The following is a 12052-nucleotide window of genomic DNA, read 5'->3' on the forward strand; positions in this document are numbered from 1 at the left end:
TAGTGCCGCATTCGTAATCAGCGGTTCCAGGGCCAGTCGGCGCTCCTGCCCGCTTCCAGCAAGGGCACCATGCGGAACGCCGCATCGGAAAGCCCTCCGAAGGTGTGGCGGTTCTCGCTTCCCGACGGCGCGTGCCCGACGCGGTACCCGGCGAGGTTCCAGGTGTACACGGGCACGGTCGGCGGGATGCCCTCGGTGGCGTCGCCGTAGTACGTGAACGAGGCCTGCTCGTCGGTGACGATCAGCACCCGGTCGTGCGCGCGGTAGTGGGTGCGCACGGCCTCCACGGTGTTGGTGCCGCCCAGGTTGCCGAAGCGTTCCATGATCCTCAGCACGGACTCGCCCCGGCGGTACGGCACCGCCGCGCTGCTCGAACCGAACTGCACCAGGTCGGCGTCGGCGGCCCGCAGCGCCAGTGCCGCGCCGAAGGCGGCCGCCGCGTCGGCCCGGTTCAGCCGGGAGCGGTCCGAGAGCGGCGCCCCCATCGAACCGGAGCGGTCGACGAGGACCAGGGTGCGGCCGGGCAGCGCGGGAACGTTGCCGAGCGAGTGCCCGAGCGCCTGCTCCAGCGGGTAGGCCCACCGCAGCGACGGCGCGTGCTGGTACGCGGCGAGGTAGCGGAAGGGGAACTGCCGCGAGGCGGCGACGGCCTCCGGGTCGCTGATCCTCGCCGCCGCCCCCGCGGCGACCTCGTCCGAGACGCCCGCCTCGTCGAAGTTGCGCAGGTTACGCACGAGCGCCATCGCGCCCATGGACGGGATCACGGCCTCCCAGGCCGCGGCGTCCATCGGGCCCTGCAGCCAGCCCGCCAGCGCCTCCCAGGTCATGCCCGCCTCGGACAGCCGGTCGGCGCCACCCGGCTCGGTGATCACCGCGCGGCGCTCGGCGGCAGGCACCGCCATCAGGGCCCGGTGGGCACTCAGGGTGAGGTTCGACGCGGGCGGCACGGCGTCCTCGGGGTGGTGCCTGCGGTCCAGGGCGTACCGGAACAGATCGCCCTGCCAGGGCTTGCCGGGGTCCGGCGCGGCGTGCACCAGGTTGAGCACGTCGCCGAAGCGGTAGCCCTTGGACCCGGTGTCGTACTTCAGCAGCGCCTTGCCGCTGTAGAGCCGGCGTACGGCGTCGGCGATGCCGCGCTTGACCGGCTTGGGCACCGCGCGGCCGTACCGCGAGGTCCAGTATCCGAGCAGCTCACCGGGCTCGTCCGCGCGCAGCAGCACGGAGTCCACGACCTGCCGGTTGGCCGGGCCGTCCACGGCGCCTGCCTCGAGCCGCGCCTTCACGTACTCGGCGGCGCCGACGACCGACGCCGTACGCATCTGCCCCTCGCGGCGCAGCCAGTGCAGCAGCCCCGCCGTCCACTCCGGGTCCTCGACGGCGAGCGTCCGTACCAGGGTGGCGAAACGGGTGTCGCGTACCTCGCCGTCCTCGTAGTGGGTCTCCTGGGACACGAAGTTGGCGACCGCCAGCAGAAAGAGCTCGGAGCGGCTGTCCCGGAGATGTCCCAGGCCGCCCTGGTGGTTGCGCGCGGTGTGCCCGGTCGACTGCACGGGCGAGGTGACGCGGGGCCTGGTGGAGCGGGTGTTGAAGCGTGCCATGTGAATTCCCCCGAATTCATGGAGGGAGAACACAGCGAAGAAGGGGTGCCCGAGATCAAAGTCGGCGACGGTGCTAGTCCGATGCTCTGTCCGATTGAGCTACCGGCCGTGGCCGGACGGGATTCGAACCCGTAACCGTCGGAGCCGAGAAGTATCCGTCGCCTGCGCACCGGGCACCCCGGCGCTTGTGCCTCCCGAGGTCAGGACGGCCGCGGCGTGTTTCGGGAAAGGAAGTAGCCGCTGCCTTCGCACCGGGAGGTGCATGGCCCTGACTCTAGGAGAACAACCGCGCGGCGCGCGAAGGGATTTCCCTCACGCGCACCGCGCATACGGGTGTCAGTGCTTGTTCGGCTGGCGCTTCCACGGTCCCGTGATGGCGAGCATGATGCCGGGGTTCTGGATGTTGGCGAACAGCGTCTTGCCGTCCGGGGAGAAGGTGACCCCGGCGATCTCGCTGTAGGAGGGGTCGTCCTCCGTGCCGCTGTTGAGGTCGTTGCGCGCGATCGGATAGGTGCGGCCGCTGTCGGTGGCACCGAAGAGGTGCTGGATCCCGTTGCCGTCCTCGGAGATGACGATGCCGCCGTACGGGGACACGGTGATGTTGTCCGGACCGTCGAAGGCGCCGTCCACGGAGGGGTCCGCGTTGACACCGAGGAGGACCTTGAGGGTGATCGTGCGGCGCTTGGGGTCGTAGAACCAGACCTGGCCGTCGTGGGCCACGGGGCTCTCGCCGCGGGCGAACGAGGAGACGAAGTAGGCGCCGCCGTCGCCCCACCACATGCCCTCGAGCTTGCGGGCGCGGGTGACCTCGCTGTCGGTGAACTGCTTGCGCACGGAGACGGTCTTCGCGTCACGGTCGGGTACGTCGACCCAGTCCACGCCGTACACGGTTCCGATCTCCGTGGCGCGGGACAGGTCGTCGACGAACGCGCCCTTCTTGTCGAAGCACTTGGTGGCCTGGAGGACACCGGCGTCGTCGGCGAGGGTGCGCAGCGTGCCACGGCCGTGCTTGAAGCCGTGCGGCGGGACCCAGCGGTAGAGCAGGCCGTTGGGGCCGGACGCGTCCTCGGTCAGGTAGGCGTGGCCGCGCTTGGGGTCGATGACGACGGCCTCGTGGGCGAACCGGCCGAACGCCTTGATGGGGCGCGGGTCGCGGTTGGCGCGCTTGTCGTACGGGTCGACCTCGAAGACGTAGCCGTGGTCCTTGAGGAGACCGTTCTTGCCGGCCCTGTCCTCGGTCTCCTCGCAGGTGAGCCAGGTGCCCCACTCCGTGCTGCCGCCCGCGCAGTTGGTCGACGTACCCGCGATGCCGACCCACTCGGCGGTGCGGCCGTCGCGGCGGGTCTCCACGACCGTGCAGCCGCCGGCCGCGACCGGGTCGTAGACGAGGCCCTCGGTGAGCGGGACCGGATACTTCCAGCCGGCCCGGGTGCCGCTCAGCTCGTGGTTGTTGACCAGGAGGGTGACACCGCGGGGGCCTTCGAAGGCGGCCGTGCCGTCGTGGTTGGAGGGGGTGAACTCGCCGCTCTCCAGCTTGGTGACACCGCTGTGCGTGACGACCCGGTACGAGAATCCGGCGGGCAGCGCGAGGAGGCCCTTCGGGTCGTCGATCAGCGGGCCGTAGCCCAGCTCCTTGCCGTGCCCGTGCCCGTTCCCGTGGTCCCCGTTGCCCTGCTCGTGCCGTGCGTCGTCGGCGGCCAGCGCACCGGGGGCGGTCGCCAGTGCCCCGACGGCGCCGGTGAGGGCGATGCCCGCGCCGGTGAGGGCGGACGATCTGGTGAATTCCCTGCGGGTGAAGGACATCGCGGACTCCTGCTGCAAGTGACCGAGTGGCTGGCGCGATCACGTTCCCTCCTCCGCACCAACTCCAGCTGAACGCCACCCGGCGCACCGGGGGCCGCTACCTCAACCCGCGCCCCGTACCAGGAGGAACCCTCCCAAAAATTCGATCACCATCGGCCTCACCTGGCCTCACCCGGCCTTGCCTGGCCGAAATGCGCCGGTCCGGCTCGGTACCGGATACGGCAGGAGCCGCCTCCACCGCGAGAGGTGGAGGCGGCCGTGTCCGTGCCGCGCGAATCGGTCAGTCGCGGCCGAGGACCTCGCGCGCGGTTCCGAGGTCGAGGAAGACCGTCTCGCCCGTGGCGTCGTCCAGTCCGTCGTTGTCGGTGACGGCGTAGACGTGGCCGTTGCCGGCCACGGTCAGGCCTTCCAGCTTCTCCTGCGTCCAGCCCTTCGTGGCCCGCAGGCCGGGCAGCACGTCATGGGCGAGGGTCTTCGGCAGGACGGTGAGCGCGCCCTTCGAGACCGACGGGCCGCAGCAGCCTTCCGCCGCGGCCCCGCCGGCCCGCGCGCCTCAGTCCTTCTGCCGCGACCGCGCCTTGTACGCCGCCTTGCGGGCGGCTTTCGCGGCGCCACGGTCACTGTGGAGGCGGCCCATCGCCTCCAGGACCTCGGCGGTCGCGGGGTGGTCGACCCGCCAGACCTCGTCGAAGAAGCCGCTGTGCTGGTCGGAGAGGCCCTCGATCAGCCCTTGGAGCTCGTCGAGGGCGCCGTCGGCGTCCAGTTGCGCGGCGATCGTGTCCACGGCGAGCCAGAAGATCATCGACTCCGGCGGCGCCGGCACGTCCGCCGAGCCGCGCTCCGCGAGCCAGACGCGCGCCAGCCCGCCGAGCTCAGGATCACCGAGCACCGCCCGTACCGCGGGCTCGGCCTCCGGCCCGGCCAGGGCGAGGGCCTGCTGGCAGTGGAGCCTGCGCAGCGGTGCGCGCCGGTCGTCGCCGCGCGCCGCGCCCAGGAGTTCCGCCGCCGCGGACTCCGCCCCGTCCGCCCCGCGCCGGCCGAGCCACAGACCGACTTCGGTGCGCGCGGCCTCCTCGGGGTAGTACGCGATGCCGTCGAGAAGGGCGTCGGCCCCCTTGTCGGCGAGGTCACCGACGGCGGGCGCGTCCACGCCGGCCTCCAGCATCCGCTCCCGGATTCCGTAGAGGCCGAGCGGCGTCAGCTTCACCATGCCGTAGCGGGTGAGGTCCTCGTCGTCGGCGGGCGGCGTCGCCTCCTCGCCCTCCTCCGTCAGCAACGTCTCGTCCACCGGCTGGTATTCGACGATCCCGATGGGTTCGAGGACCCGGAACTGGTCGTCCAGCCGCATCATGGCCTCGGACACCTGCTCCAGGACGTCGTCGGTGGGCTCGCCCATGTCCTCGGGCACCACCACGGACGCGGCGAGGGCGGGCAGCGGCACGGGGCCGTCGGCGGGGCCGGCCTCCGAAAGGGTCAGCAGATAGAGGTTGCCGAGCACCCCGTCGAGGAATTCGGCCTCCTCCTCCGGGTCCCAGTCCAGGGCGTCGAAGTCGACGCTGCCGTCCTCGCCGATGAGGTCGGCGAAGTCGTCGAAGGCCGGGGCTGTGGCGTCCGCGTGCACGGCCTCCAGGCCGTCGAGCCAGATCGCGAGGACGTCCTGCGGGGATCCGGAGGTGAGCAGGGCCAGGTTCTCACCGGCCGTGACGGTGCCCTCGGCGTCGTCGTTCCCGGCCTCGGCCTCCCCCTCGCCGACCGCCTGCGGGTCCTCCACGTCGACGAGCCCTGTGTCCACGGCGAGGCGCCATGCCTCGCTCGCGTACGCCGCGCCGTCCTCGTCGTCGCCGAGACCGAGGTGCTGGGCGGCAGCGGGCAGCTGCGCGTCGACGAGCTCGCCCCCGGCGCCCACCCGGGTTTCGGGGCCCGCCCAGCGGGCGAGGCGGGCGGCGCGGGCGAGCAATGGAGCGGCCAGCGCGTCCCGTGCCAGCTCGGCCTCGGTGTGCAGCCGCACCGGCGGCAGGGAGGGGCGCTCTGCGGACATCAGGGGGTCTCCTCGGGGCATGCGCGAGTTGTGTGCGAAAGGGGCCGGCCCGGTGCGTACGGGGCCTGGGCCGCCGTCCCAGCGTAGACGCATTTCGCCCCGTGCCGCCCGGTTCCGCTACAGTCCAGCCGCGAGGCTGAACGCCGGGCTGTAGTGGTGCACGCCGCCGCCGGTCATGCCCGGGTGACTCTGTACCCCGCTGCCACTGGGGCGTCGCGGTTCCGACGCCTTCACCGTCGGATGCGAGCGCGGCGATGTGCGCCTGCGCGGTCTCCCACTCGGCGTAGTCGAGCACACGGTGCCCAGCTGCCGGTCCGGGGTACCGGCGTCCCAGGTACTGACCTTGACGATGCCGACACCGGAACGGGTGAGGTCGGGGCGGGAGTCGAACCGTACGGACGGCATGGTGCGATCCTCTCCGGGCGCACCCCTGCGGTTCGCCCTCGATCACACCCTCATACGTCAACTGCGCTTGGGGTCAGGGCCGGTCAGCGGGTCGGCTTCGACCGCCAGGCCGTCGTGTTCAGCTCGTCCATCAGGCGTATGTCGTGGCCCTCCAGCGGGAAGACCCGCGCTCCCGTGTCGGGGGCGGCGGCGATCTCCAGGGCGTCGCCCTCGATGAGGTCGCCGCCCTCCTTGGTGGAGACCCAGGCCAGCGTCGACCGGACACTCGCGCCGGGCTTCAGCATGACCTCCTCCGGCCCCTCGTCGTTGCCGAACATCGATCCGCCCGCGTTCACGGGGACGGGGATGCGCTCGCCGTCGTCGCCCAGCGCGCGGACGGACGGGTAACCGTGCACACGGTAGGGCTGCTTGCCGCAGTTGGTGAGCGTGAGCGTGACGGCCCGGGCGAACATCGCCGTCTCGACGGGGCCCATCTCCACGACCGCTCCGGAAGCAGGGCAGTCGTCGTTCGGCACCGTGGGGCTCGGCGCACCCTGAGCGGGCGCGTCCGTCGTCGCCCCGGACTCCGCCGGCCGCGTCGTGCCGGCGGGACTCCGTGTGGGGCCCGGCTCCCCCTCCCCCGCGGGTACGAGGAATCCGGCACAGCCGGACAGCGTCAGTGCGGCCGCCGTGAGCACGGCTGCCGAGATCGTCCTGCGTACGCGCATACCGCTTGACCCCACCCCTGGAACGGTCCGTCGCCACTCTGTTCGATCATGCCAGACCGCGCCCACTGTTCAGCATCTCTTGACCGTCACCCCAAGCAGAACTAAGTGGACCCGACCACACCGGAGGCCGAGACTGCGGAGATGAGATCCCACACGGCCAGGCCCTTCGGCCGCACCCTCTGCGCCATGATCACGCCGTTCACCGCCGCGGGAGACCTGGACCTGGACGCCGCCCGCCGTCACGCCGCCGGGCTGGTCGCGGACGGCTGCGACGGTCTCGTGCTCAGCGGCACCACCGGCGAGTCACCGACCACGACGGACGAGGAGAAGACCGCGCTGCTGCGGGCCGTCCGGCAGGCGGTCGGCGACACCGTTCCGCTCGTCGCCGGGGTCGGCAGCTCCGACACCCGGCACACGGTCCGGCTCGCGCAGGAGGCCGAGGCCGCGGGCGCCGACGGGCTGCTGGTGGTCACCCCGTACTACAGCCGCCCACCGCAGGCAGCCGTGGAGGCACACTTCCTCCGGGTCGCGGAGGCGACCGGCATCCCCCTGATGCTCTACGACATCCCGGGCCGCACCGGCACGCGGATCGAACCGGCGACACTGCTGCGCCTGGCGGGACACCCGCGCGTCCTGGCGGTCAAGGACTGTTCGTACGACCTGCTCGCGGCCACCAGGGTGATGGCGCGGTCCTCGCTGGAGTACTACTCGGGCTGCGAGGAGCTGAATCTCCCGCTGTACGCGCTCGGCGGGGCCGGCTACGTCAGTACGGTCGCCAACGCCGCCCCGCGTCAGATGCGGGCCGTGCTGGACGCGTTCGACGCCGGTGACACCACGGAGGCGGCCCGTCTCAACGGCCTCGCCGCCCCGCTGGTCGAGGCCATGATGGCCGCCGGACTGCCCGGCACGGTCACGGCGAAGGCGCTGCTGGACGCGGGTCCGGTCCGCGAACCACTGCAGCCCGCCGGCCGAGAGGCGACTGACGGGCTGCGCGCGGTGTACGAGGAGCTCCTCGCCGCTCCTTCCGAAACCCGCCCTAGTTGTGGCTGTGCAGTACGTCGTTGAGGCCGCCCCACACCGCGTTGTTCGGGCGGGCCTCGACGGCACCGGTGACCGAGTTGCGGCGGAAGAGGATGTTCGAGGCGCCGGACAGCTCCCGGGCCTTGACGACCTGCCCGTCCGGCATCGTGACCCGGGTGCCGGCCGTGACGTAGAGCCCGGCCTCGACGACGCACTCGTCGCCGAGCGCGATCCCGACGCCGGCCTCGGCACCGATCAGGCAGTGTCGGCCGATGGCGATGCGCTCCTTGCCGCCGCCGGACAGCGTGCCCATGGTGGACGCGCCGCCGCCGATGTCGGAGCCGTCGCCGATGACGACGCCCGCGGAGATGCGGCCCTCGACCATGGAGGTGCCGAGGGTGCCGGCGTTGAAGTTGACGAAGCCCTCGTGCATCACGGTCGTGCCCGAGGCCAGGTGCGCGCCGAGCCTGACCCGGTCGGCGTCGGCGATCCGTACGCCCTTGGGCGCGACGTAGTCCGTCATCCGGGGGAACTTGTCCACCGAGGTGACCTGGAGGTGCAGGCCCTCGGCGCGGGCGTTGAGCCGGACCTTCTCCAGGTCGTCGACGGCCACCGGGCCCAGCGAGGTCCAGGCGACGTTGGCGAGGAAGCCGAAGATACCGTCGAGGTTCTGCCCGTGGGGCTGGACGAGACGGTGCGAGAGCAGGTGCAGTCGCAGGTAGGTGTCGTGCGCGTCGAGCGGCTTGTCGTCCAGCGAGGAGATGACCGTGGACACGGCGACGACCTCCACCCCGCGGCGCGCGTCCACGCCGAGCGCCTTGGCCGCGCCTTCGCCGAGACGGTTCACCGTCTCCTCGGGGCTGAGGCGCTGCGTTCCGGCCGGCCCGGGCTCGGCGGCGAGCTCGGGGGCGGGGAACCAGGTGTCGAGGACGGTGCCGTCACCGGCGATGGTGGCGAGGCCGGCGGCGACGGCGCCGGTGGTGCGGGCGGAGCCCTGGGAAGTCGTGTCGGTCATGAACAGAACTTAACCGCCCGAGCCCCGCGCGGGCGAACCGGTCTCAGCCGCCGGAGACTTCAGGGCCGCCGGCGGCCGTACGCCGGGACACCGCCTGACCGGTGTCAGCGATCCGCCCCGTCCGCCACCCTGGCCAGCATCTCCCGGGTGTACTCCGGGTCGAAGTGCCCCCCGGTGAGCAGCACCTGGAGGCTGATCCCGTCGAGCAGCGCCGTGAGCGCCCGTGCGGTGGCCCGGTCGGTGCGGTGGGCGATCAGGTCGGCCAGGGCATCGGCCCACTCGGTGGCGACCGGTCGCAGTGCGGGCCTGCGCAGAGCCGCGAGGTACAGCTCGTACTCCAGCGCCAGCGGCCCGCGTCCCGCAGCGAACCACTCCCCCATCAGCCGGGTCAGCTCGTCGGCGAGCGGGACCGCGGGGTCGGCGAAGTACGGGCTCTCCCGCACCGTCCGGGCGAAGCTCTCGTTGCACCGGCGCAGGGCGGCGATCAGCAACTCGTCGAGCGAGGCGAAGTGATACGTCGTCGAGCCGAGCGGCACATCGGCCTCGGCGGCCACGGTGCGATGGCTGAGCCCTCCGATACCCCGGTCCGCGACGACGCGGATGGCCGCGTCGATGATGCGCTCGCGCCGCTCGGGGTCGTACCGCCGGGCCATCAGTGGGCTCCTCCGAGATTGAGGACGACGACCCCCGCGATGACCAGCGCGATGCCGGCCAGCTTGGCGAGACCAGCGGGCTCGCCCATCCAGAGGATGCCGATGGCGGCGACGGCCGCGGTGCCCGCTCCGGCCCAGATCGCGTAGGCGGTGCCGACCGAGAGCGTCTTGAGGGTCTGGGCGAGCAGCGCGAAGGCCAGCACGTAGCCCACGACCGTGATGACCGAGGGCCACAGCCGGGTGAAGCCCTCGCTGTACTTCATGGCGGTCGTCCCCGCCACCTCCGCCGCGATGGCCGCGGCCAGCAGTCCGTATCCCATGCGTACAAGCGTACACAAGGTGCGTACGGGCGTACACATCAGGAGCCCCTGTCATGACCGCCCGGGGCGGAATCCGGGAGCACCCGGGACGCTACGGTGTCCGCACCGGTAGGAACCGATGACAACCGGACGATACGAACAACGGAGCAGTGGTGACGCAGGACGCAGGGTGGGGCGGGGGCGCCTACGGGGGCGCGACGTACGGCGGAGGCCCCTACGGAGGGCCCCCGGGATGGGGCGGCTGGGTGCCACCGCCGAAGCCAGGGGTGATACCGCTCGCCCCGCTGGGGCTGGGGGACGTGCTGGGCGGGGCCTTCTCGACGATGGGCAGGTACTGGAAGCAGCTGTTCGGACTGGCCGTCACCCTCTACGGCGGCGCCGCGCTCCTCATGACGGCGGCGGTGGCCATCGCCTACTCCGCCGTTTCCGGCCGCCTGGAAAGGGTGACCTCCCTGGACTACGGCGAGGAGGCCTCGTCCACGGACGTCGTCCCGCTCGTGATCGCGGGCTGCCTCCTCGCGCTGCTGGGCATCGCCACCATGGCGATCGTCTCCGGCCTGATGTACGCGGCGGTCCCGGCCGTGCTGCAGGAGGCGGTCCTGGGCAGGCCCATCGCCTTCGCGACGGTGTGGCGCACGGCCTGGTCCCGTGTCGCTCCCATGATCGGGGCTCTGATCCTCACCTCCCTGGTCGCCGTCGTGCCGGTACTGCTCCTCACGGCGGCCCTCATCACGACGGTCGTCAGCCTCGTCACCATGGCCAGTGGCAGCGGCGCCGGACTCGCCATCACCGTGGGCGTCGTCGGCGCCCTGATCACCGGGCCGCTTGCCGTCTGGCTCTGGACAAAGGTCTGCCTGGCACCGGCGGTCGTGGTCTTCGAGGGCCAGGGGCCCGTCGCCGCGCTGCGCCGCTCGTCCCAGCTGGTGCGCGGCGACTGGTGGCGGATCTTCGGCATCACACTGCTGGCCGGTCTGATGGCGGCCGTGGCCGGCTATGTCGTCCAGATACCGTTCTCGGTGCTCGGCGTGTTCCCCGGCGTGATCGGGACCGCGTCGCTGGAAGACGACCCGAGCCCCACGGCGTTGATGGTCGCCATGAGCGGCTATCTGATCGCGACCATGCTGGGCGGGCTGGTGAGCCAGATCATCTCGACGACGTTCCCGCAGCTGGTCACCGGCCTGCTCTACGTCGACCGGCGGATGCGGACGGAGAACCTGGGCCCGGTACTGGCCGAGGCGGCCGGCGTCCCCGCCCCGGGCACCTACCCGCCACCGCCGTACGGGGGCGCCGCCCCGCAGTGGTGACCGGGCCGGGGCCCGGTCCGCGCACCCCACCAGCCCGGAAACGGCGGTCTGAGTGCCCGACTCTCACGAACAGCTCTGCCCGTGCAACACGCACCCCCACGGGGTGGCCGCAGTGGTCGTGAGGCAGAGCGCGGGGAGACCACACCGCCCACTAGCATGACCCAATGGAAGAGGTGCGCGGTACCGGCCCCCTCGCGGAGACCCGTACACAATCCGCAGAGTTCCCGGTTCGACTCCGGGTGTGGGCACTGCACCTTTGACCAGCGCATTTGCCGTTCGCGGGCTTCGGTCCGTGCTCGGCGTGCTCGCCGTGCGGTGCTGGTCCGGGTGTTCTCGGGGGCCGCTCGGCTCCGTGCTGGTCGGTGCCCGTGCTGGTGCCCGCTGTGCCCGGTGCGGCTCGCTCGTCCTCGCGGGTGTGGTGGACGTGGACCATGTGCAGCCGCTTTCACTCGGGGCGAGGACACGGACGGGAACGTTCAACCGCTTTGTCATGGCTGCCACTTGGTTAAGACGGGCGAGGACTTCCCCGAGGGGACATGCACCGCACTGCGTGAAGGTGCTCTACGGCACCGGGGCTGTCTCATCCGCCGCGTGAGGGCTTCGTGTGGACGTGTAAGCGTTGACTAGCAATGTTGTGATGGCGGTAGCGAAAAGCCCAGCAACTACCGCCAGTTGGACGCGCTCGGAGACGTTCCCCACACGGATGGAGTGCTCGCCCGAGCGGAGTTCGAGCAAGCTGTCCGGGCGGGAAGCCTCGTCGTCGACGCCTGTGTCTCCAGTCATGGCCGCAGGACACCGGTTCTCGGGCGGTACGTCAAATTCCGCAGATATCGGGACACTCTTTCGGTCGGAAGGGTCGGAAATGCCCGATCTCTTGCTCTCCGCCGTTCCCTCGCCAGTCGGGGCCGGCCCACCAGGCCGCGGATGCGGGGGATTGCGTCCAGCAGGGGTATGAGCTGGGTGACGTCGTGACGGTTTCCGCTGGTCAGCGACACCACAAGCGGCGTTCCGTGCCGGTCGGTGATCAGGTGGTGCTTGCTGCCGGGGCGGCCGCGGTCGACCGGCGAAAGTCCGGTGTGAGCCCCGTTACCTTCTTTGTGGCCCCGCAATGGGGCGCCTGGCCCCCGGGCCCGGTATGGCTGTGTGCCCCCTGTCGAACGGATGACCTGGGGGGTGTTGCCGCCGGGCT

The 12052-nt window shown here is 71.6% G+C and carries 11 protein-coding genes and 1 pseudogene; 2 read left to right on the plus strand and 10 right to left on the minus strand.

The window, feature by feature from the left end; genetic code table 11:
• Positions 1–17 precede the first annotated feature (17 nt).
• From ACFYQ5_RS30535 to ACFYQ5_RS30560, 6 genes are all read right to left on the minus strand, one after another.
• Positions 18–1598 (minus strand): TROVE domain-containing protein, encoded by a 1581-nt coding sequence (locus ACFYQ5_RS30535; protein ID WP_389202208.1) that lies wholly within the window; start codon positions 1596–1598, stop codon positions 18–20.
• Between the two features lie 336 nt (positions 1599–1934).
• Positions 1935–3401: an alkaline phosphatase PhoX gene (locus ACFYQ5_RS30540; RefSeq protein ID WP_389202210.1), complete on the minus strand. Its 1467-nt coding sequence runs from the start codon at positions 3399–3401 to the stop codon at positions 1935–1937.
• Between the two features lie 280 nt (positions 3402–3681).
• Positions 3682–3858, minus strand: coding sequence for a hypothetical protein (locus ACFYQ5_RS30545; RefSeq protein WP_389202212.1), 177 nt, complete (start codon positions 3856–3858; stop codon positions 3682–3684).
• Between the two features lie 96 nt (positions 3859–3954).
• Entirely contained in the window at positions 3955–5439 is a 1485-nt protein-coding gene (locus ACFYQ5_RS30550) for a hypothetical protein (protein ID WP_389202214.1), read from the minus strand.
• A 117-nt stretch (positions 5440–5556) separates the two neighbouring features.
• On the minus strand, positions 5557–5844 hold the full coding sequence (locus ACFYQ5_RS30555; protein WP_389202216.1) for a hypothetical protein: 288 nt from the start codon (positions 5842–5844) through the stop codon (positions 5557–5559).
• An 83-nt stretch (positions 5845–5927) separates the two neighbouring features.
• The gene (locus tag ACFYQ5_RS30560) at positions 5928–6551 is read right to left on the minus strand and encodes a DUF4232 domain-containing protein (RefSeq protein ID WP_389202217.1); all 624 of its coding nucleotides are present in this window, start codon (positions 6549–6551) and stop codon (positions 5928–5930) included.
• 141 nt (positions 6552–6692) lie between these two features.
• Between ACFYQ5_RS30560 and dapA the strand changes: the two genes are divergently transcribed.
• On the plus strand, positions 6693–7616 hold the full coding sequence (gene dapA / locus ACFYQ5_RS30565; RefSeq protein WP_389202219.1) for a 4-hydroxy-tetrahydrodipicolinate synthase: 924 nt from the start codon (positions 6693–6695) through the stop codon (positions 7614–7616).
• Here dapA and dapD read toward each other — a convergent pair.
• From dapD to ACFYQ5_RS30580, 3 genes are all read right to left on the minus strand, one after another.
• Positions 7588–8586: a 2,3,4,5-tetrahydropyridine-2,6-dicarboxylate N-succinyltransferase gene (gene dapD / locus ACFYQ5_RS30570; protein WP_389202221.1), complete on the minus strand. Its 999-nt coding sequence runs from the start codon at positions 8584–8586 to the stop codon at positions 7588–7590. The genes dapA and dapD overlap by 29 nt on opposite strands.
• Positions 8587–8690: 104 nt before the next feature.
• The gene (locus ACFYQ5_RS30575; protein ID WP_389202222.1) at positions 8691–9239 is read right to left on the minus strand and encodes a TetR/AcrR family transcriptional regulator; all 549 of its coding nucleotides are present in this window, start codon (positions 9237–9239) and stop codon (positions 8691–8693) included.
• The gene (locus ACFYQ5_RS30580) at positions 9239–9559 is read right to left on the minus strand and encodes a DMT family transporter (protein ID WP_389202223.1); all 321 of its coding nucleotides are present in this window, start codon (positions 9557–9559) and stop codon (positions 9239–9241) included. Before ACFYQ5_RS30580 ends, ACFYQ5_RS30575 begins: the two co-directional genes overlap by 1 nt.
• A gap of 152 nt (positions 9560–9711) precedes the next feature.
• Between ACFYQ5_RS30580 and ACFYQ5_RS30585 the strand changes: the two genes are divergently transcribed.
• On the plus strand, positions 9712–10863 hold the full coding sequence (locus tag ACFYQ5_RS30585) for a hypothetical protein (protein ID WP_389202224.1): 1152 nt from the start codon (positions 9712–9714) through the stop codon (positions 10861–10863).
• Positions 10864–11723: 860 nt separating this feature from the next.
• Here the strand turns inward: ACFYQ5_RS30585 and ACFYQ5_RS30590 are convergent.
• Positions 11724–11981: pseudogene (locus tag ACFYQ5_RS30590) on the minus strand (transposase); the annotation flags it as partial.
• Between the last annotated feature and the right edge of the window lie 71 nt (positions 11982–12052).

The sequence above is a fragment of the Streptomyces sp. NPDC005794 genome (assembly GCF_042871445.1).
Classification (GTDB): domain Bacteria; phylum Actinomycetota; class Actinomycetes; order Streptomycetales; family Streptomycetaceae; genus Streptomyces.